At 51.9% G+C, this 19,520-nt stretch carries 19 protein-coding genes; 17 read left to right on the top strand and 2 right to left on the bottom strand.

All coding sequences use genetic code 11. The features are described 5' to 3' along the window. Positions 1–2: 2 nt before the first annotated feature. The 17 genes from eutM to CPY98_RS08675 all read left to right on the top strand — a co-directional run bounded on the left by eutM (position 3) and on the right by CPY98_RS08675 (position 16,376). Positions 3–296 (top strand): ethanolamine utilization microcompartment protein EutM, encoded by a 294-nt coding sequence (gene eutM / locus CPY98_RS08595; protein ID WP_005189879.1) that lies wholly within the window; start codon positions 3–5, stop codon positions 294–296. Positions 297–432: 136 nt separating this feature from the next. Further along, a complete protein-coding gene (gene eutN / locus CPY98_RS08600; RefSeq protein ID WP_025801770.1) occupies positions 433–720 on the top strand; it encodes an ethanolamine utilization microcompartment protein EutN in 288 nt (95 codons plus the stop codon). 58 nt (positions 721–778) lie between these two features. Further along, positions 779–2,206, top strand: a complete 1,428-nt coding sequence (locus CPY98_RS08605) for an aldehyde dehydrogenase family protein (RefSeq protein WP_046358977.1) — start codon at positions 779–781, stop codon at positions 2,204–2,206. An 11-nt stretch (positions 2,207–2,217) separates the two neighbouring features. Then, positions 2,218–3,060 (top strand): ethanolamine utilization protein EutJ, encoded by an 843-nt coding sequence (gene eutJ / locus CPY98_RS08610; protein WP_096387337.1) that lies wholly within the window; start codon positions 2,218–2,220, stop codon positions 3,058–3,060. After that, on the top strand, positions 3,053–4,267 hold the full coding sequence (locus CPY98_RS08615; RefSeq protein WP_096387340.1) for an iron-containing alcohol dehydrogenase: 1,215 nt from the start codon (positions 3,053–3,055) through the stop codon (positions 4,265–4,267). The genes eutJ and CPY98_RS08615 overlap by 8 nt, the downstream gene beginning before the upstream one ends. Before the next feature lie 34 nt (positions 4,268–4,301). Next, a complete protein-coding gene (eutH, locus tag CPY98_RS08620) occupies positions 4,302–5,549 on the top strand; it encodes an ethanolamine utilization protein EutH (RefSeq protein ID WP_025801779.1) in 1,248 nt (415 codons plus the stop codon). A gap of 1 nt (position 5,550) precedes the next feature. Beyond that, positions 5,551–6,963, top strand: coding sequence for an ethanolamine ammonia-lyase reactivating factor EutA (eutA, locus tag CPY98_RS08625; protein ID WP_096387344.1), 1,413 nt, complete (start codon positions 5,551–5,553; stop codon positions 6,961–6,963). A 12-nt stretch (positions 6,964–6,975) separates the two neighbouring features. Further along, positions 6,976–8,337 carry an ethanolamine ammonia-lyase subunit EutB gene (locus CPY98_RS08630; RefSeq protein ID WP_096387347.1) on the top strand — a complete coding sequence of 454 codons (1,362 nt, stop codon included), beginning with the start codon at positions 6,976–6,978 and terminating at the stop codon, positions 8,335–8,337. An 18-nt stretch (positions 8,338–8,355) separates the two neighbouring features. After that, positions 8,356–9,237, top strand: coding sequence for an ethanolamine ammonia-lyase subunit EutC (gene eutC, locus CPY98_RS08635; protein WP_096387350.1), 882 nt, complete (start codon positions 8,356–8,358; stop codon positions 9,235–9,237). 11 nt (positions 9,238–9,248) lie between these two features. Beyond that, positions 9,249–9,908 (top strand): ethanolamine utilization microcompartment protein EutL, encoded by a 660-nt coding sequence (eutL, locus tag CPY98_RS08640; RefSeq protein ID WP_025801786.1) that lies wholly within the window; start codon positions 9,249–9,251, stop codon positions 9,906–9,908. 12 nt (positions 9,909–9,920) lie between these two features. Then, positions 9,921–10,487, top strand: coding sequence for a BMC domain-containing protein (locus CPY98_RS08645; protein WP_096387353.1), 567 nt, complete (start codon positions 9,921–9,923; stop codon positions 10,485–10,487). Further along, positions 10,480–11,832: a 4Fe-4S dicluster domain-containing protein gene (locus tag CPY98_RS08650; protein ID WP_046449956.1), complete on the top strand. Its 1,353-nt coding sequence runs from the start codon at positions 10,480–10,482 to the stop codon at positions 11,830–11,832. Before CPY98_RS08645 ends, CPY98_RS08650 begins: the two co-directional genes overlap by 8 nt. A 6-nt stretch (positions 11,833–11,838) precedes the next feature. Further along, a complete protein-coding gene (locus CPY98_RS08655) occupies positions 11,839–12,426 on the top strand; it encodes a BMC domain-containing protein (protein ID WP_046449955.1) in 588 nt (195 codons plus the stop codon). Positions 12,427–12,452: 26 nt separating this feature from the next. Then, positions 12,453–13,502 (top strand): HTH-type transcriptional regulator EutR, encoded by a 1,050-nt coding sequence (eutR, locus tag CPY98_RS08660; RefSeq protein WP_046449954.1) that lies wholly within the window; start codon positions 12,453–12,455, stop codon positions 13,500–13,502. A gap of 172 nt (positions 13,503–13,674) precedes the next feature. Then, positions 13,675–14,148 carry an adhesin gene (locus CPY98_RS08665; RefSeq protein WP_096387356.1) on the top strand — a complete coding sequence of 158 codons (474 nt, stop codon included), beginning with the start codon at positions 13,675–13,677 and terminating at the stop codon, positions 14,146–14,148. 106 nt (positions 14,149–14,254) lie between these two features. Continuing rightward, positions 14,255–14,656 (top strand): formylglycine-generating enzyme family protein, encoded by a 402-nt coding sequence (locus CPY98_RS08670; protein WP_369828319.1) that lies wholly within the window; start codon positions 14,255–14,257, stop codon positions 14,654–14,656. 496 nt (positions 14,657–15,152) lie between these two features. Further along, positions 15,153–16,376 (top strand): hypothetical protein, encoded by a 1,224-nt coding sequence (locus CPY98_RS08675; RefSeq protein WP_096387362.1) that lies wholly within the window; start codon positions 15,153–15,155, stop codon positions 16,374–16,376. 306 nt (positions 16,377–16,682) lie between these two features. On the opposite strand, the gene CPY98_RS08680 is transcribed toward CPY98_RS08675, so the two are convergent. Together CPY98_RS08680 and CPY98_RS08685 are read right to left on the bottom strand one after the other, a co-directional pair. Beyond that, positions 16,683–18,002 (bottom strand): HdeD family acid-resistance protein, encoded by a 1,320-nt coding sequence (locus CPY98_RS08680; protein WP_043492921.1) that lies wholly within the window; start codon positions 18,000–18,002, stop codon positions 16,683–16,685. 38 nt (positions 18,003–18,040) lie between these two features. Next, complete coding sequence (locus CPY98_RS08685) at positions 18,041–19,309, bottom strand: MASE1 domain-containing protein (protein WP_096387365.1); 1,269 nt, start codon at positions 19,307–19,309, stop codon at positions 18,041–18,043. Positions 19,310–19,520: the final 211 nt, after the last annotated feature.

A 19,520-nucleotide genomic window follows, 5' to 3' on the forward strand; every position in this document is an offset into this window, starting at 1 on the left:
TCATGGAAGCATTAGGATTGATTGAAACCAAGGGTCTGGTCGCACTGATCGAAGCATCGGATGCCATGGTCAAGGCTGCACGCGTTAAATTGGTAGGCGTGAAGCAAATTGGCGGCGGTTTGGTGACCGCGATGGTGCGTGGCGATGTGGCAGCGTGTAAAGCGGCCACCGATGCGGGCGCTGCCGCGGCGCAGCGTATCGGCGAGCTGGTTTCTGTGCACGTTATTCCACGCCCGCATGGCGATCTGGAAGAAATTTTCCCTATCAAAATGTCTGGCGATAACCCGCTGGATTAATCGATGTTCGCGTGACGTCGTTATCTGACGTCACGCTATTTTAGCAACACATCATTTTTTGCTGCCTACGGGCGGTGCGGGACGCTTTTACCCTGCGTTTACCCAAAACGTTTTTAACAGAGCTAAGGAGTTAAACGTGAAACTGGCCGTCGTGATAGGACAGATCGTATGTACCGTGCGGCATCCCGGGCTTGAGCACGACAAGCTGTTGCTGGTTGAGACCATCAACCGACAGGGGGAACCAAGCGGGGAGTGTAGCGTCGCCACCGACAGTATTGGTGCAGGCAACGGTGAATGGGTGCTGGTGGTGGGGGGAAGTTCCGCCCGCCGCGCACAGCACAGCGAGGCGTCACCGGTCGATCTCAGCGTCATTGGCATTGTAGATGAAGCCGTGATGGAGAGTCAGGTGATTTTCCATAAGTAATTTCCCACAGTGAACCGCTTAAATTTAAGCAGCTATCAATTCGGGGCGAACAGTGAACATGGATCAGAAAGAAATCGAACAAGTGGTGAAGGCGGTACTCGCTGGAATAGCGTCAGCTCCTGCGGTAACGGCTTCGGCACCTAAAACACCCGATACGCACGTGTACGGCGCAGGCGTTTTCGCTTCGCTGGACGACGCCGTTTCAGCCGCCAAAACGGCCGTTGCGGGTCTTAAAACCGTGAGTATGCGCAAGATCGCGGTGGACGCTATTCGCCACGCGGCGGAAAAACATGCTCAGGTGTTGGCAGAAATGGCCGTGACCGAAACGGGCATGGGACGCGTTGAAGATAAATTCGCTAAAAACGTGGCTCAGGCACGCGGTACGCCGGGCGTGGAGTGTTTAGCGCCGCAGGTGCTGACCGGTGATAACGGTTTAACGCTGATTGAAAATGCGCCGTGGGGCGTGGTGGCATCCGTTACGCCATCCACCAATCCGGCAGCAACGGTGATCAACAACGCCATCAGCATGATCTCTGCGGGCAACAGCGTGGTTTTCGCGCCGCATCCGGCGGCAAAAAAAGTCTCACAGAAAACCATCTCGCTATTAAATGAAGCGGTGGTGGCCGCAGGCGGTCCAGCCAACCTGATGGTGACCGTTGCCAATCCAGACATTGACACCGCGCAGCGCCTGTTTAAATACCCGGGCATCGGTTTGCTGGTGGTGACCGGCGGCGAAGCCGTGGTGGAGTCGGCGCGCAAGCATACCAACAAACGTTTGATCGCCGCAGGCGCGGGTAATCCACCGGTCGTCGTAGACGAAACAGCCGATATTCCTCGTGCGGCACGCGCTATCGTGCACGGTGCTTCTTTTGATAACAACATCATCTGCGCCGATGAAAAAGTGCTGATCGTCGTCGACAGCGTGGCTGACCAGCTTTTGGCTGAAATGAAGCTTCAGCATGCGGTGTTACTCAGCTCGGCGCAGGTGGAACAGCTAATGCCTCTGCTGCTGAAAAATATCGATGAGCATGGCAAAGGAACGGTTTGTCGTGACTGGGTTGGCCGCGACGCTGCCAAAATTGCGGCCGCAATTGGGCTGGAAGTGGATGCCAAAACGCGTCTGCTGCTTGCCGAAACCTCGTCTTCGCATCCTTTTGCAGTAACAGAAATGATGATGCCAGTACTGCCTGTGATCCGCGTGGGCAACGTCGAACAGGCGATTGCGCTGGCGGTGAAATTGGAAGGTGGCTGCCACCACACGGCAGCGATGCATTCTCGTCACATTGAAAATCTCAACCAGATGGCCAATGCCATTGATACCAGCATTTTTGTCAAAAACGGGCCTTGTATCGCGGGGCTGGGTCTTGGCGGTGAAGGCTGGACGTCGATGACGATTACTACGCCAACCGGTGAAGGTGTGACTTCCGCCAGAACGTTTGTCCGTCTGCGCCGCTGCGTGCTGGTGGATACATTCCGCATCGTATAACGGAGGCGTCAATGACTCGAACCGCACAGGAATGGCTTCACCCGCGTTTGTTACGTGCCGCCGAACTGCAGCAAGGATCTGCCGCGCCCATTGAAACCGGCCAGCCACTTTGGTTAGGGATTGATTTGGGTACCTGCGACGTGGTGTCGATGGTGGTTGATGCGGACGCGGTTCCCGTCGCGGTGTGTCTGGACTGGGCGGATGTGGTGAGAGATGGCGTGGTATGGGACTTCTTTGGCGCCGTCAATATCGTGCGTCAGCACTTGAACACCTTAGAGGCGCAGTTTGGTCGGCGTTTTGAATGCGCGGCAACCTCATTTCCACCGGGTACCGATCCGCGTATTTCTATCAATGTGCTGGAAGCTGCGGGGCTCACCGTCACCAACGTGCTGGATGAACCTACCGCCGTGGCGGACATGATGGGTTTAACTCGTGCGGCAGTGGTGGATATCGGTGGCGGAACCACCGGTATTGCCGTGGTGGCGCAGGGCAAGGTGGTTTACTCCGGTGATGAGGCTACCGGCGGCCATCACATTTCTCTCACGCTAGCGGGAAACCAACGCATTTCGTTAGAAGAGGCTGAGCAAATAAAACGCCAGCGCGGCGCGGAGATTTGGCCTGCGGTGCGTCCGGTTTACGAAAAAATGGCGGATATCGTTGAGCAACATCTGCAAGGGCACCGCGTGGATGAGCTCTGGCTCGCGGGTGGTTCTTGTATGCAGCCAGGGGTTAAGGCGCTATTTGAACAGCGCTTTCCGCAACACCAAATCCATCTGCCACCGCAGTCGATCTTTATGACGCCGCTGGCGATTGCCGCCTGCGGGATCAGCGAAGGGGAAGGGTGCCATGCATAACGCATCATTACAGGAAACGTCACCGGGCGATTTAGTTCAGTCCGCGCTTTATCAGGCCTTGGACATGATGAATGCGCGTCAGGTGCGTGAGTTTGCGGTACCGCCTTCCACTCTAATGGGACCGGGGGCGGTCAGCCGTTGCGGTCAATCTCTGGTGGATCGCGGCATTGAACGCGTTTTTCTGATGGTCGACGGCGGTTTGCATCAGGCTGGCATGACGCAGGTTTTGCTGCGCAGCCTCGAGCAAAGCGGCGTGGCCTATGAGATTTGGGCGTGTCCTCCGGGCGAACCTATCGATACCGATGTTAACGCTGCGGTGACGCAACTGCTACAGGTGCAGTGCGACGGCGTGATTGCGCTGGGCGGCGGCTCGGTGCTGGATGCGGCGAAGGCCACTGCGTTACAGGCGGCTAATCCAACGCTGAATTTTGCCGAGCTTACCCCGTCTTTACGTCTTAAGCGTCGTCTGCCGCTGATCGCCATTCCAACCACCGCCGGAACGGGCTCAGAGGCGACCAACGTTTCAGTCATTATCGCCATGCCTCAGCACCGTAAGCAGGTTTTGGTTCACTCGCTGCTCATTCCTGATATGGCCATTATTGATGCCTGTTTAACGCTGGGCGTGCCGTCGCACGTGACGGCCGCGACCGGTATTGATGCGCTGACTCACGCCATTGAGGCTTATGTTGCTACCAACGTGACGGGGCTGACCCGGGCGCTGGCACATCGCGCAATTACGCTGATTGGTCAGGCATTACCGCAGGCGGTTGGGCAGGGGCAAGATCTGGCGGCGCGTGAGTCGCTGATGATGGCGTCTTACATGGCGGGAATGGCGTTTTCGAATGCGGGTTTGGGTCTGTGTCATGCCTGTGCGCATCAGATTGGCGCGGCGTATGGCATTGCGCACGGCGCGGCGAACGCCATCATGCTGCCGCAGGTGATGGATTTTAATCGCTTGGTGTGCAAAAGAACGTTTGCCGAAATTGGTCATGCCCTAACGCGGGAAACCTGCGACGCGGCAGGCACTATTCGTGCAATTGCGCAGTTGATTGAAGATGTGGGATTGGGCGGCAATCTGGCGAGCTATGGTGGGCAGGAATCTGACTACGCCGAATTCGCCCGTGCAGCATTACAAGACGTGTGCATTCAAAGTAATCCACGCACCGTCACTGAGGCTCAAATTGTGGCGCTGTATCGGGGCTCGTGAGCTGACTTAAACAGGCTTTGAAGGAGAACAGGCTATGGGCATTAACGAAATTATCATGTACATCATGATGATCTTCATGCTGATTGCGGCAGTGGATCGCATATTTACCCAGTTTGGCGGCTCGGAGCAGATTTTAGGCAAAATTGGCCTTGGCTCGGTGGGAAAGAGTATTTCTGGCTCGGGCGGCCAATTCGAAGAAGGCTTTATGGCGATGGGCGCCTTGGGCTTGGCGATGGTGGGGATGACCGCGCTGGCACCGGTGCTAGCGTATTTGCTCGGGCCTATCATTATTCCTCTGTATGAAATGTTGGGGGCGAACCCTTCCATGTTTGCAGGCACTTTGCTGGCCTGTGATATGGGCGGCTTCTTCCTCGCCAAAGAGCTGGCGGGCGGAGACATTGCCGCCTGGCTTTACTCTGGATTGATTCTCGGTTCCATGATGGGGCCAACCATCGTGTTCTCTATCCCCGTGGCGTTGGGGATTATTGAAAAATCCGATCGTCGTTATTTGGCGCTAGGCGTGTTGGCGGGCATTGTCACCATTCCGATTGGCTGTATTGCGGGCGGCTTGGTAGCGATGTATTCCGGCGTGGAAGTGAACGGTCAGCCGGTGGTCTTCACGCTGAGTCTGATCCTGATGAACATGATCCCCGTTCTCATCGTGGCGGCGCTGGTCGCGTTGGGTCTGAAGCTGATCCCCGAAAAAATGATCAACGGTTTCCAGATTTTCGCCAAAATCTTGGTGGCAATTATCACCGTGGGTTTGGCCGCCGCGGTGGCTAAGTTTGCCGTGGGCTGGACGATCATTCCTGGCCTAGACCCTATCTTTATGACCGAAGGCGATAAGCCCGGTCAGGTGATGCGCGCGATTGAAGTGATCGGCTCTATCTCCTGTGTGCTGCTCGGTGCCTATCCAATGGTATTGCTGTTAACCCGTTGGTTTGAAAAACCGTTAATGCGCGTTGGGGGCGTTTTGCGGATTAACAATATGGCCGCCGGTGGCATGGTTGCCACGCTGGCTAACAACATCCCGATGTTTGGCATGATGAAACAAATGGATGCGCGCGGCAAAGTGATCAACTGTGCGTTTGCGGTATCCGCCGCCTTTGCGCTGGGCGACCACCTCGGTTTTGCCGCAGCGAATATGCCTAGCATGATTTTCCCGATGATCGTCGGCAAGTTAGTCGGTGGGGTGACGGCTATCGGCGTTGCCATGATGCTGGTGCCGAAAGGGGAAGACGTCGCCGTTAACGCTGAGCAACCTGTGTCTGAGGAGGCCTAGCGTGAAAACTCTCGAACTGCTTAGCGTTGGTATTGATATTGGCACCACTACCACACAGGTGATCTTCTCGCGCCTGTCGTTGGTGAACCGTGCGTCTATTTCTCAGGTGCCTCGCTATGAGTTCGTGAAGCGCGAGATTATCTGGCAAAGCCCGGTGTTGTTTACCCCGGTTGATTTTGCCGGTTTTCTGCGGGAAGAAGAGCTGCTGGCTCTGGTGCTCGCCCAGTATCAGGCCGCAGGTATTGCGCCTGAAACCATAGACTCGGGTGCCATTATCATCACTGGAGAAACGGCCAAAACCCGTAATGCACGTCCGGCGATTGTGTCGCTTTCTCAGCGGCTAGGCGATTTTGTGGTGGCCACCGCGGGGCCGCATTTAGAGTCGATCATTGCCGGTTTTGGCTCGGGGGCGCAGGCCTTATCAGAGCAAAAAATGGCGCGGGTTTTAAACATTGATATCGGCGGTGGCACGGCAAACTACGCGCTGTTTGAAGCGGGGCGGGTAGTCAGCTCCGCCTGCTTAAACGTGGGTGGGCGGTTGATTGAAACCAGCACCGACGGTCGCGTACTGCGTGCCCATCCGGCGGGGCAATGGATCGCGGATTCTCTGTTTGGCGAAGGGGTTAACGTAACGAGCCTGACGCGAGCACAGCTTGAACAGGTTGCCGCCCGCATGGCGCAACTGTTGTTAGAAGTTTTCAATGGCGCACCTTCTCAGTTAGCGCAACGCTTACTGATGACCGATGCGCTCCCCGCCTGTGATTCGCTGTATGCCTTAACGCTTTCGGGCGGGGTGGGCGAGTGTTTTCGCACGGACGACAACAGCAATCCATTCCGGTTTGGCGATATCGGCCCGCTGCTGGCGCAGGCTATTCATCTCGATGCGGGATTTGCCGCGCTGCCGGTGCAGGTACCGAATCAAACCGTGCGTGCCACTGTCATTGGCGCTGGCGCACACACGCTTTCTCTTTCTGGCAGCACCATCTGGCTGGATGGCCTGTCTCTACCCATTCGCAATATTCCGGTTGTTCATCCTGACGCCAGTCATGCGGCCTCGCTGGTAGAGGCGTGGTTGCAGGCGCTCACTCAAATGGATTTGCAGCCGCAGCACGATCTCTATGCATTGGCGTTGCCTACCGAGCTGCCTGTGAACTACGCCTCGGTACAGCACTGTATCGACGCCTTGCAGGAATTCAGTACCCGCTTTTCGAATCCGCACCCGCTGTTGGTCGTTGCCTGTCAAGATTTCGGCAAGGCTTTGGGCATGCTGCTGCGGCCGATGATGGCACAACGTCAGCTGGCGGTGATCGATGAAGTGATCACACGAACCGGCGATTACATCGATATCGGCACACCGCTTTTTGGCGGCGCAGTGGTGCCGGTCACCGTCAAGTCACTGGCTTTTCCTTCTTAAGGGAATTTGTTTATGAAACTAAAAACACAGCTATTCGGTAAGTCGTATCAGTTCAAGGATGTGAAGCAGGTCTTGGCAAAAGCCAATGAACTGCGTTCGGGGGATGTGTTAGCTGGCGTGGTGGCGGAGAGTTCGCAAGAGCGCGTCGCGGCCAAGCAGGTGCTGTCAGAGATGACGATTGCGGATATCCGCATGAATCCGGTGATCCCGTATGAAGAAGACTGCGTTACGCGCATTATTCAAGATGACATCAATGAAACCGCTTATTCCCGAGTGAAAAACTGGAGCATCAGCGAGCTGCGCGAATACATTTTGGATGATGAAACCAGCGTGGATGATATCGCTTTTCTACGCAAAGGGATCAGCTCCGAAGTGGTGGCTGCGGTGGCTAAAATTTGCTCCAACGCCGATTTAATCTACGGTGCTAAAAAGATGCCGGTGATTAAGAAAGCCAATACCACCATCGGTATTCCCGGTACTTTTAGCGCGCGTTTGCAACCGAACGATACGCGCGACGATGTGCAGAGCATTGTGGCGCAGATTTATGAAGGGCTCTCATTTGGGCTGGGCGATGCGGTGATCGGGGTGAACCCCGTGACCGACGACGTCGATAACCTGAGCCGCGTGCTAGACACCATTTACGGCGTCATCGATAAGTTTTCTATTCCAACCCAAGGCTGCGTGCTGGCGCATGTAACGACGCAAATCGAAGCGATCAAACGCGGTGCGCCGGGTGGCCTGATTTTCCAAAGTATCTGCGGCAGCGAAAAAGGGCTGAAAGAATTTGGCGTTGAGCTGGCGATGCTCGATGAAGCGCGCGCAGTCGGCGCGGAATATAACCGGATTGCCGGTAGCAACTGTCTCTATTTTGAAACCGGACAAGGCTCAGCGCTGTCGGCGGGTGCTAACTTCGGTGCCGATCAGGTCACGATGGAAGCGCGTAACTACGGTTTAGCGCATCACTACGATCCGTTCATTGTGAATACCGTGGTGGGTTTTATCGGGCCAGAGTATTTGTACAACGATCGCCAGATTATTCGTGCCGGTTTGGAAGACCACTTCATGGGCAAACTGAGCGGAATCTCTATGGGTTGCGACTGCTGCTACACCAACCATGCGGATGCCGATCAGAACCTGAACGAAAACCTGATGATCCTGCTGGCGACCGCCGGATGTAACTACATCATGGGGATGCCGTTGGGGGACGACATCATGCTCAACTACCAGACTACGGCATTCCACGACACGGCGACGGTGCGTCAGCTGTTGAACCTGCGTCCATCGCCGGAGTTTGAGCGTTGGCTCGAAACCATGGGGCTGATGGCGAATGGCCGTTTGACCGCCCGCGCCGGTGATCCGTCGCTCTTTTTCTGATTTCTGAGGTAAATCATCATGGATCAAAAACAAATAGAAGAGATTGTGCGCAGCGTGATGTCGCGTATGGCGCAGCCAGAAGCTGCTGCGCAACCGGCTACGGCTGGGGCAATAACGGGCGCGGAGAGCGGCGAATGTTGTTCGGTCGATCTCGGTTCTGACGAGGCCAAACAGTGGATCGGCGTTAAAAACCCGCATCGCTTAGACGTGCTGCAAGAGCTGCGAGGGAGCACCGCGGCACGCGTGTGTACCGGTCGTGCAGGCCCTCGACCACGTACTCAGGCGCTGCTGCGTTTTCTGGCTGACCATTCACGCTCCAAAGATACGGTACTCAAAGAGGTGCCGCCGGAGTGGGTACAAAAGCATGGTTTGTTGGAAGTGCAGTCGGAGATCAGCGACAAAAATCTGTATCTCACCCGTCCCGATATGGGGCGACGCCTTAGCGCGAATGCCATTGAAACATTGAAAACCCAGTGCAAAGCCAATCCAGATGTTCAGGTGGTGATTTCTGACGGTTTATCGACCGATGCGATTACCGCTAACTATGACGAGATCCTTCCTCCGCTGCTGAAAGGATTAGAGCTGGCAGGGATGAACGTGGGTACGCCGTTCTTTGTGCGCTACGGGCGCGTGAAAATAGAAGATCAGATTGGCGAGTTACTGGGTGCAAAAGTGGTGATTTTGCTGGTGGGGGAACGTCCTGGCTTGGGGCAGTCAGAAAGCCTGTCCTGCTATGCGGTCTATTCACCACGCATGGCTACCACGGTAGAAGCCGATCGTACCTGCATTTCAAATATCCATCGTGGCGGCACACCTCCGGTTGAAGCAGCAGCGGTGATTGTGGATTTGGCCAAACGGATGCTGGAGCAGAAAGCCTCTGGTATTTCGATGACGCGTTAAGGAGTAAACACATGCCAGCATTAGATTTGATTAAACCGAGCGTCAAAGCAATGAGGGTGATTGCCGCGCTGCAGGAAGATTTCCGCCGTGAGCTGAAGCTGCCGTCGCATATCCGCAGCCTTGGCCTGATGACCGTGGACTCTGACGATGTGGCCTATATTGCCGCCGATGAAGCCACCAAACAGGCTCAGGTTGAAGTTGTTTATGGCCGTTCTTTGTACGCGGGTGCCGCGCACTCTCCGTCACCATCGTCGGGTGAGGTGATTATTATGCTCGGCGGGCCAAACCCTGCCGAGGTGCGCGCTGGTTTAGATGCGATGTTTGCGATGATCGAACAAGGACCGGCGTTTCAGTGGGCCAGCGATGCCGAAGATACGGCGTTTCTGGCGCACGTGGTTTCGCGCACCGGTTCTTATCTGTCGGGTTCTTCCGGCATTCGGTTGGGCGATCCGTTGGCGTATTTGGTTGCACCGCCGCTAGAAGCCACCTTTGGCATTGATGCGGCGCTGAAAGCCGCCGATGTGCAACTGGTGACCTATGTTGCACCGCCGTCAGAAACCAACTATTCCGCCGCGTTTTTAAGCGGCAGTCAGGCGGCGTGTAAAGCGGCGTGTAATGCGTTTAGCGAAGCGGTATTGGAAATAGCACGCTGTCCTATTCAGCGCGCTTAACGGAGGATGGCCATGATCAACGCGCTAGCGTTACTGGAAGTTTCAGGTTTGGTGGCGGGCATTGACGCCGCTGACGCCATGCTGAAAGCGGCTCAGGTTCGGGTTCTCAATCATGAAGTGGTTGATCCGGGGCTGGTGACGCTGGTTATTGAAGGCGATCTGGCGGCTTGCCGTGCGGCATTGGATGCTGGCGCGGCGGCAGCCAGCCGAACCGGCATGGTGATTAGTCGCAAAGAGATTGGCCGTCCCGATCCTGATACTGAATGGTTAATTTTAGGGCTAAGAGGCTTAGCGCCAACATCATCCCCTGCGCCTGAAGCTGCACCAGCAGCGGAAATAGCGCCGCCAGTGCTGACTGAAACCGAGTCTTCTGACGATGAGAGTGTGTCTATAGAAGCCTGGCTTGCGGAGATCGCCAGCCATGCCCAAGGTATGACCGCGGGTGAAATGGCCGCTCGCTTTCAACTGAGCTTGAAGCAGACAAGACATACGCTAGAAGCGCTACTGCGGGAAGGCAAATTGCGTAAGCGAGGGAGTCGCTATCGTATAAAAGTGGCGAAGGAGGAGGGGCATGAATAACCCGAGCCAAATGCGCATGACGTTAATGCCCGAGGAGATCCGTGCTCGGGTGGCAGCGGCGGGTGTGGTGGGATCGGGCGGAGCTGGCTTTCCGACTCACGTTAAACTTCAGGCGCAGGCGGAGATTTATTTAGTTAACGCCGCGGAATGTGAGCCGCTGTTACAGGTCGATCAGCAACTGGTTGCTCAGTCGGCGGCACGTTTGCTGCGTGGTCTGCAATATGCCATGTGTGCCACGGGGGCCTCCGAGGGCATCGTGGCGATTAAGCGTAAATATCACGCTGCCATCGAGGCGTTAACGCCGCTGCTGCCGACCGGAATTCGTTTGCATATCTTGCCGGATGTCTATCCAGCAGGTGATGAAGTGATCACTATTTGGCTGGCAACCGGACGACGCGTTCCGCCTGCGTCGCTGCCGCTGTCGGTTGGCGTGGTGGTGAACAATGTGCAAACGCTGCTGAACGTTGCCGCGGCGGTGGAAACACAGACGCCGGTGACTCAACGTACTTTAACCATCAACGGCGCGGTGGCCGAACCGATAACGCTCACGCTGCCGTTGGGAACGTCACTTCGCGAAGCACTGGCGTTGGCTGGTGGTGCAACCGTTGCCAATCCTGCCTTTATCAACGGCGGCCCGATGATGGGGCGTTTGTTAGCATCGCTGGATGAACCGATCACGAAAACCACCGGTGGATTGCTGGTTCTCCCGAACGATCATCTATTGATAGAACGCCGAATGCGCAGTGAGCGGACGGTGCTTAATCAAGCGAAAACGGTATGTGAACAGTGTGGAATGTGCACCGAACTGTGTCCTCGCCATCTAATTGGTCATGAACTGCCGCCGCATTTGATTGTGCGTTCGGTGAGCTATGGGCATATCGCTTCGCTGTCGTCTGTAACGGCGGCGTTAACCTGCTCGGAGTGCGGCGTTTGTGAGGCGTGGTCATGTCCGGTAGAGATCTCCCCGATGCGAATTAATCAATTACTTAAGGCTGAGCTGCGTGCCAACGGCGTTCGCTATCAAGGTGAATTAGGCCCGGTTTCGCCGATGGCAGAATATCGGCTGTTGCCAGTGAAACGGCTGGTGGCGCGTTTGGGGCTGACGCCATTTATGCATAAAGCGCCGATGCAAGAGATAGCGTGGCAGCCTGAACGGGTTGAACTGATGCTTAATCAGCATATTGGCGCGCCAGCCTCACCTTGTGTCGAGCTGGGTCAGCGCGTTGCGCAAGGTGAGTGCATTGCGCAGATGCAGAATGGGGCATTGGGTGCAGCGCTGCACGCCAGTATTGCCGGCGTGGTTAGCCAAGTGGGATCACGCAGTATCACGTTGGTGAGGGAGTAGCGAGAGATGGTATCGCAGAGCAGGACTATCACAGGGGTTAAAACCTATAACGCTATCGGGATGGTTGAGTTGTCGAGCATTGCTAAGGGGATGCAGGTGACGGACTTCATGCTGAAAAGTGCCAACGTCGGTTTGTTAATGGCCAAGACCGTTTGCCCCGGAAAATATGTGGTGATGGTGGGAGGGGATGTTGCTGCCGTGACGCAGGCGATAAATACCGGTGAACAGCAGGGCGGTACGTTGCTGGTGGACAGCTTTTTGCTGGCGAATGTACACCCTGACGTCTTGCCCGCGATCAGCGGCGTGACTGACATGCCCGACAAACAGGCGGTGGGTGTGGTGGAAACCTTCAGCGTGGCGGCCTGTATTGAAGCGGCTGATTGTGCAGTTAAAACCGCAAACATCACACTAATTCGTCTGCATATGGCGTACGGTATTGGCGGGAAATGTTATGTGGTGATGAGTGGCGATGTGGCTGACGTTACCACGGCCACGCAGTCGGCAAGTGAATCAGCAGGAGAAAAAGGCGCGCTGGTATACAGCATGGTGGTGCCTAACCCACATCCAGAATTCTGGCAGCAACTGATGAGTTAACGCGTGGTTGCCGTCGAGGAGCGCATATGAAAAAGAAGCCAGATCTTAATTTGCACCATCTTTTTTCTGGGGACATTGACCCTGTTAATTGTAAACCGCTGGTTGAGCGTGAAAATGTTCATCAGCGCGAGTCGCAAGATGTGTATGAACACGCCTGTACCATCACGGCATGGCAGCAACTTTATGATCAGCTCCGCCCCGGCAAGTTTAAAGGCGAGCTCACCGAAATCCTGTTCGATGGCGTGCAGATTTTCCGTGAGTACACCAATCTGACGCTGCGTCAATCTTGCATGGTATGGCCGAATGCGTTCTGGTTTGGCATCCCTGATGTGCGCGGTGAGCACGGTTTTATCGGCTCACAGCCGTTGGATTCACAAGAAATTGCGGTTCGCCCAGGCGGCAGAGAGTTTGAACTCAGCACGCCGGATGATTACACCATTCTCGGCGTGGTGGTTTCTTATGATGTGTTGTTTAGCCACGCGTCGTCGCTTATCGATCCAGATCGTCTATTGCAACTGCTCAACAACAACCCTGCGCTTGAAGTGAATGCGTATCAAAAAGAAGCGCTGTGGTATTTCATCCATCAGGCGCTCTCGCACGGCAGCGTTGACCCGCAATCGATGCAACGGGCAAACGTGCGCAAAGTGCTATGCCATAACCTGCTCACGGCGATGACTCATTTACTCGAAGACGCACAGCCTGTCTCAACCCGCCAAGTGTATAGCCGTATTAACTATCAGCACTTAGTGTCACAGGCGCGGGAATATTTACTGAGTCAAACGTCTGAACCCGTGACGGTGCTCGATTTATGCCGCGAACTACACGTTAGCCGCCGAACGCTACAAAACGCATTTCATCTGGTGCTGGGCATCGGGCCGAATGCGTGGCTAAAAGCACTACGCCTGAATGCGGTACGTCGCGAACTGGTCAGCCCCTATTCCGAGTGTCATACCGTGAAGGATGCTGCCATGCAGTGGGGGTTCTGGCATTTAAGCCAGTTTGCTACAGATTATCAGCGTCTGTTTAACGAGAAGCCTTCAGCTTCGCTAGCGGCGCGTGGGGCGAGGTTTATATAATATAGCCTCCTGATTTGTGGGTGAAGGCGGGGTAAAGATCGAAACACGGATTAGCTTATTGCTAAGGTAGGTATGCTTTGAGAAGATATTTATTGAAACAGATCTCTAGCATCTCGTTTCATATATAGAGAAATATTATTACTAATGCACTGGCATTCAAGGATGAATATAGATGTTTAAGAATATAGTGCTTTTTTTTGTTCTTATGTCGTCGGGTATTAGTGTTTGCGCTGCTACAGACATAGATACTATTTCACGAAGCAGCATTATCACGGAGAGTTTTGATGCGCGTGTGATCGCTGATTTAGCGTATCCCGTCTGCACATGGAATTTGGAAGATAATAGGAACGAGAATTTTTATCACTTTGTTGAAGGTGAAATTTGTCCTGCTGGTGGGGAACAGTGCACATACTCTGGCATCATGAAATTGGATGGAAAGATAGCTGTTTTGAAACAAGTATCATCAGATAGCGGTATTAGTGTGTTTAAAAATAATAATGCAACTATCACTACAAAGTTGACTCCGATTAAAAAACCCAAAATAGATTTAGACAATGAAGAAGAGAGCTACTTTAGCGCCGTTGTTGTTATTAAAACAAAACATGGCGAAAAGAAACTTGAAATGACGGGGTTCTGTAGTATCTAAAATATAAGAAATTTCTTGGACATAACCCTTTACGTGTTCGAGGTAAGTAAGACCTAATGGACCCCGGTCCTACTGACTTGGCAGGGAGCACCAATGGTTGGGGAAAGTGTCAGGGAAGAAAATGGATTCACCAACCGAACAACAGTGGGAATATGCGGCTCGCAATCGAGGTCAATTTATTCTTTACCCAACTGATAGCGGTATTGTTGAGCCCGGTAGAAATGTGCCGCAGGATACCGATAAAGAGCGTACAGACTCAGCGCTGCAATATAAGATGATGCCTGTTGGGATGTTCCCTCCTAATCCCCTCGGACTCTATGACTTGGCTAGCAACGGCTGGGAATGGACACGAGATGTTTATAAGGAGTGGACTAATAATGATAAATACAAAGACGACAGAGTTGTACGTTCCCAATCCATAGGGGAGTCCGGTGGTGCACCAACGGTTTCACGAATCCGTGATAACAAAAACGATAGAAATACAGCTCGTTGCGTTATGGCACTATGAATGCGTGGATTTTATACGTTTCTTGCCTTTATGAGATTCAGTGGAACCTCATAAAGGCATTAGAGGAAAGCTAGACGTTAAATCGTGAGTTTTTAATCATGCTATTGTTTTATTTTATTTAAATTTGTTTTTATTTGTATATTATAGATGTCCTCATTTTGAAGTTGAGCCGTATTTGTCCTCCTTGAAGATGCTGGATACCACGGGATAGGTGAAAATAAGGAATTATCTACTGAATATAGCGTGTCATTACTTTGCCACCATACGGCTCCAGTCTGAATCCGATAGAAGGGCAGTGGAAAACGATGAGTAAGCGTGCGGGTAACACGTCAGTTCTTCAGAGATAAATTATAGGCACTCTGTCGTGTTGTATTAACGTAAATTTCCAGAACCAGATACTGATAAATGTGGCTTTAAATTAATCAGGCATTATATTTTATAGATACCGTTTTGAACAAACGGCTAAATGCGAGAAGACAATAGGCTGAATTAGGATATGACAAACAATACGGATGTGACGGTGAAAGCGCAGAATACTGGGCCAGGCCTCTGCTTTTTGGTGTTATTAGTTGTTTGGGCTGGCGTGTTTTTCATACCGGAAGCTGTTTTTCTCGTTGTTCCCGGGATGATTGGCTTTTCACTTCTGTTTTTTATTTACTATCTGGCATCTGAAGGACACCTTGCCGGTATTCTAGGTGGGATCGTTGCCAGCGTTATTTTGATGGCGATCGCCGCTGCGATCCCCGTTATTGGCTGGATAATCCTAATATGCTGGATACTGTACAATATCGCGAGGGCATTTGAGAGCATTCAAAATTTGCTGCCGGATGCTCTGCTGAGTGCTGCGCTGTATGCTAGCCTCTTAATTCCTGTCATCTATCAGTTTAATCATTACGGCGACAGCAATATGCTGCTGACAATTGGATGTGGAATTGTCTACTTTTTCGTGGCAGCGGCATGTATCGGGCGTATCAGCGAACGTTCGGATACACCAAAACATAGTCTGTTTCTCTTCTCCATTACGTTGCTATCTGTACCAATGATTGTGCTGTTGCTTGTGTCTATTGTTGCCTCATTGCGTGCTGCATTCCAGACGAGCTTAGTAAAAACGACCGCGAAACTTCCCCAGTCGGTGAGCGGATACACCACTGCGCGAGGAACGGTCGTTGCCGACTACACGCGCAACGTTACCCAAACGGTGGTCAACTCCACGATCGTTCCTGGTAGTGGAGCCGTGGGCGCATCATTAACCGGTTCACTGGCGGAATTAAGCACTCCTGCTGCTGAACAGCCTGTCAACCGGTTGAACAATGAAAAAGAACAGCGCTACGTGACGCACAAAGATCATAATTTTTATCGTTACGACGAGCTGAATGATAAAAAAATCGGTAATTTTATTCAGGCTGTTGCCGCAGCGGGAATATTGCCGCCTCTTAAGAAAGAGGATGTCCTTTTTTACTTTGATGAAACGCTGATAGGAAAAGGAGATCGTGGTGTAGTGTTAACCGATGAGGCCATTTATTGTTTGCCGGGCATGTTTGAGGATGAAGATAAATTCTTCACACGGTTCAGTAATATTGAGAAGGTCACATTCTCAGGTGCTTTGAATAAACAAATCACGCTCTGGTTGAAAGAAGGAATAAAACAGAAAATCACGTTGACGCAATCCAACGCCGGAGCGAAAAAAATCTTCGAGATGATTGAGCTGGCGATAGCTTGAGAAATAGGTTCAGTGCTAGTGATTTTTTTGCGACTATCGATATCTGCCAGCGCCTGTTTAACGAAAAACCTTCGGCTTCGCTAGCGGCGCGTGGGGCGAGGTTTATATAGACGTTACAAATACAGAGAGGTGCGATTGTATTGACCTCTCTGTATTAAACCCTACCAACAATTCTCGCTATAACCTCAAAATAAATTGCCCATGTGATAGGCAAAAACCCAACTATCATTGGAGAAGAAGGCCAACTCAAAAACGAAAAATGTGAATGTGCAGCCCAACCTGCACCAGAAATTAAGGTAGCTACGGCTACTTTCTACTATTTGAACGCTCACGCCATTTAATTGATAAACGTTGGTACCAAGGTTCTGGAACTGGATGAACAATACTTCGTAGAGCACGGGCATAATCCATAACCAATCCCGGAGTCCAAGCCATTGAGAGCGCCCGTTTCCGCACCTGAGCCGCTATCCATAGCTCTGGCATAAATAGCGTTCGTAGGGTAGAGCCCCAATTTTTGCTTTGCTCAGAAAGTACACCTTCTAGCGACGCTTCTAATGCGTATGCAACGCTGCTTGAACAGTTGCGGTAAGTCAGGTTATAGGTCGTCGTCATCCGATAACCTTTCCAATAACGCAATAATGCCATCCCGTTGTATTGATTGAAATAAATCTTGCGATCTGACTCACACCAGTTTGCCGCTTCAGTGGCATAATCAGGCTGGAAAACACCCGGTACATTATTATCTTGAGTTGCTTTTAGAATATTCAGAAACTCAGAGGGCGATCGGTCAATATCTGATTCGGGATAGAGGCTGATATAGATATCCGGTGATAGTTCCAGCGCAGCATGACCGGTTGAAATCACGCCGTCAGTATCAACCGCAGCGATGTAGCGGTTAATCACTGGGCGGGGTATCGGCGATGTATTTGCTGTCCCGACAGGTGTCCAAATATGAACGGTAAGCGGTCCGATGAAATCAGCATTTGAACTGTCGCTAGTAAGAGAGACAGGGTGTTTCGTCAGGTCATTCTGAATATTGGAAGGTGCTAGCAGATCAAAAATTGAAACCCCTTCGCTTATTTGTCTCGCCCTGAGCGCCAAGCGCGCTGTATTGATACCGCTAATCAGCATGAGTGTGCCAAGAAAGATGGGAACGGTGGCCTTATAGTGCGTCGGATAAGGGCTAAACATGAAAAATGCAAATATTATCTGTGCGATACCACCGAGCATCGCATTTTTCCAGTGAGGGTATCTCACTACCCACGCTGAAGAAATAATAAACAGCCCTATCACGAAGAACGCAAAACCAAAAACGATAGCCAATAAAAGATTGCTGTAGGCTCTATTAAACAGAATGAGAATAGATACTGAACAAAAAATAGCGCCTTTGAAATAAAGGACAGCCTTTTGTGCTCCAACACCACTGGACGCAATACTTAAAGTGACTAAACTTTCGACAAACAATAATGTGCCGAATACGCGTAATGGAAAATAGGTTACGCCGTCTAGGCCATCGATGAAAATACTAACGCCAAGCACCCCCCACAAAATACCGACCAACATGAGGTATTTTGCTTTCGTCTGGACGAATTCGACGCCGAATAATAAAAGAACAATTTGGATCACAAGCTTTAGTCTCCGATATCTAGTAATCGTGGTCGCATTTAGAGGGCAAGGTGATAGCGGCTAGCCTGCCAGTTACCTACGATAATATCTTCACCGTCCAACACTATGTGCACACTGCCTTTATCGACTAAGGTGATCCATTGGTCGTTGAATGTTTGGATACGGAAAATCATGGAGCCACGTTTATCCTGCGAGCAAGCAAGCCAGTGGGAACGAAGCTTTTCTTTGTCACGTGGATGAACACGTTGTAATACTTCTTCCAGATTGTCTAACGCTCCATCTGTCATGTTGCCAAGCAGTATTGAGAGATCGTTTTCCCAAATAAATGAACCTGACGATGTATTAAGTCGATAGAACACACCATTACCGACAATACGTCCGGTTTCAGGATCATGGTTTCTGGTCGAGCGCCTCAAGACTCTAATGAACACAACCAATAACGTGGTGGCGGACAAATAGGTCAGGGCTAAAAATAATGATTCGGTATAGGTTAGGCTTTTCAGAAAGAAGGGGCCTTGGTGCTGGTCGGTAAAATAGATAACGATAGCGCCTAGCGTTAGCAGGGCAACAGAACCGCCAAGGTTTCCCCAGAAAACAGAAATTATCATTACTATCGCGATAGGCAGGCAAGCCAGACCAAAGTAGAGCGCAGTGGCATGCTTGGCGACCCAAGGTAATTCATGACCAAAGACAACCCCCGCCGTTGCACAAAGCAGTAGCCATAGTGCGAAGCCGATTGATTTTGATACACAGCTGCTTGCTGAAGAAGACTCATTCTTATTAATGAATCCCATGACTATCGGCGTTGCGAAGAATATTCCTGTGATGTCGGCGATAAATCCTTGTGAGAAGAGTTCAAGGAATGGCTGGTCGTGTACTAGAGCAAATCCGCCAACGACCACCAACGAATCCACTGCGCTGATAACAAGTGTCGCCACGATCCAAACAAGGATGATATGAAGATCGTCATTTAGGCGTGCAAAGCGACGCACAACCCAAGCGATGATGACGGTCGACGGAATCGACAAAAATGAATACAGCATCGAAACAGCAAATGTGACTGGGCTTCTCCAATCCTCATCTAACAAAACGTTAGCCAGTGTAAAAATGACGATTAGGCTTGGGTAATCTCTCCAGCGGGCACTTAGAAAAGCAGCAACTGCAACCCCTGCCGGAAACCAAATAATAGCAATTGATGAGTCTGGGTCATCGAATTTCAGCGACGTTAATCCGGCTAAATAGAAAATTAGCCCCCACATGAGGAGGATAGATAACTGCTGAAGCCACGTAGGAAAATACGCTTTCATTGCGGCTGAATTCCTCCTAGTTAGAGTATGTACTAAGCTATTTAAATATAGCGCTAACACGGCTGATACAATGGCCCCAATGCTAACAATCATTGACTGGAAAACAAAGCAACATGAGTCTTAGAGTCTATGAATTATGGGGCAGTTCTATGGTGGGGGCTGTTGCGCTGTGGTTGACACATAGATTCTTCAGACTTGTATAATGACCAGC

The organism is Hafnia sp. CBA7124, assembly GCF_002355555.1.
Lineage (GTDB): Bacteria > Pseudomonadota > Gammaproteobacteria > Enterobacterales > Enterobacteriaceae > Hafnia > Hafnia alvei.

What these genes read in the sequence shown, in the direction of transcription:
- eutM (WP_005189879.1), top strand. Translation starts at nt 3, where the DNA reads ATGGAAGCATTAGGATTGATTGAAACCAAGGGTCTGGTCGCACTGATC.
- CPY98_RS08605 (WP_046358977.1), top strand. Translation starts at nt 779, where the DNA reads ATGGATCAGAAAGAAATCGAACAAGTGGTGAAGGCGGTACTCGCTGGA.
- eutJ (WP_096387337.1), top strand. Translation starts at nt 2,218, where the DNA reads ATGACTCGAACCGCACAGGAATGGCTTCACCCGCGTTTGTTACGTGCC.
- CPY98_RS08615 (WP_096387340.1), top strand. Translation starts at nt 3,053, where the DNA reads ATGCATAACGCATCATTACAGGAAACGTCACCGGGCGATTTAGTTCAG.
- eutH (WP_025801779.1), top strand. Translation starts at nt 4,302, where the DNA reads ATGGGCATTAACGAAATTATCATGTACATCATGATGATCTTCATGCTG.
- CPY98_RS08630 (WP_096387347.1), top strand. Translation starts at nt 6,976, where the DNA reads ATGAAACTAAAAACACAGCTATTCGGTAAGTCGTATCAGTTCAAGGAT.
- eutC (WP_096387350.1), top strand. Translation starts at nt 8,356, where the DNA reads ATGGATCAAAAACAAATAGAAGAGATTGTGCGCAGCGTGATGTCGCGT.
- eutL (WP_025801786.1), top strand. Translation starts at nt 9,249, where the DNA reads ATGCCAGCATTAGATTTGATTAAACCGAGCGTCAAAGCAATGAGGGTG.
- CPY98_RS08645 (WP_096387353.1), top strand. Translation starts at nt 9,921, where the DNA reads ATGATCAACGCGCTAGCGTTACTGGAAGTTTCAGGTTTGGTGGCGGGC.
- CPY98_RS08650 (WP_046449956.1), top strand. Translation starts at nt 10,480, where the DNA reads ATGAATAACCCGAGCCAAATGCGCATGACGTTAATGCCCGAGGAGATC.
- CPY98_RS08655 (WP_046449955.1), top strand. Translation starts at nt 11,839, where the DNA reads ATGGTATCGCAGAGCAGGACTATCACAGGGGTTAAAACCTATAACGCT.
- eutR (WP_046449954.1), top strand. Translation starts at nt 12,453, where the DNA reads ATGAAAAAGAAGCCAGATCTTAATTTGCACCATCTTTTTTCTGGGGAC.
- CPY98_RS08665 (WP_096387356.1), top strand. Translation starts at nt 13,675, where the DNA reads ATGTTTAAGAATATAGTGCTTTTTTTTGTTCTTATGTCGTCGGGTATT.
- CPY98_RS08675 (WP_096387362.1), top strand. Translation starts at nt 15,153, where the DNA reads ATGACAAACAATACGGATGTGACGGTGAAAGCGCAGAATACTGGGCCA.
- CPY98_RS08685 (WP_096387365.1), bottom strand. Translation starts at nt 19,309, where the DNA reads ATGAAAGCGTATTTTCCTACGTGGCTTCAGCAGTTATCTATCCTCCTC.